The organism is Caballeronia sp. AZ7_KS35 (genome assembly GCF_023631045.1).
Classification (GTDB): Bacteria; Pseudomonadota; Gammaproteobacteria; order Burkholderiales; family Burkholderiaceae; genus Caballeronia; species Caballeronia zhejiangensis.
Map to the genome: position 1 here is coordinate 1 of NZ_JALQDV010000103.1, position 408 is coordinate 408.

At 65.4% G+C, this 408-nt stretch carries 1 protein-coding gene; it reads right to left on the reverse strand.

What is annotated here, in order from left to right; genetic code table 11:
• The coding region (locus NCT05_RS36685; RefSeq protein ID WP_250504804.1) for a DUF2345 domain-containing protein at positions 1 to 194 on the reverse strand (194 nt) is incomplete at its 3' end.
• Positions 195 to 408: the final 214 nt, after the last annotated feature.

Genomic DNA, 408 nt, shown 5'->3' on the forward strand with positions numbered 1-408 from the left:
AGCGCGGCGAGATTGAGCGCATCGCCTTGCGCCTGCACGTCGATCTTGCCCTCGGCGGCCGTCACCTTGACGCCCTGCGTATTGGCGAAGAGCGACACCGCATTGCCCGCCGCGACGGTGTAATTGCCGCCGATCGCGGCGTCGGCGTTGCCGCCGGTGCTGGTGAAGAGATGCCCGCCCGCTGCCAGTTGCATGTGCTCGCCGCTCGTGAGCGCAACGCCATGCGGCGCGGATGCGAGGATGCGCGACGGTCACACTCTGCTGCTGCAACGACGAGACCGCTTCGTGGCCCGTTTCCAGCCCTGAAGTCTCGCGATAGAGCACGTTCGCCCGCAGCGAATAGTCGTATCCATCGATGTCATCGGCGAAGATGACCTGATCGCCGAAATCGCCGGGGCGCGTGTAACA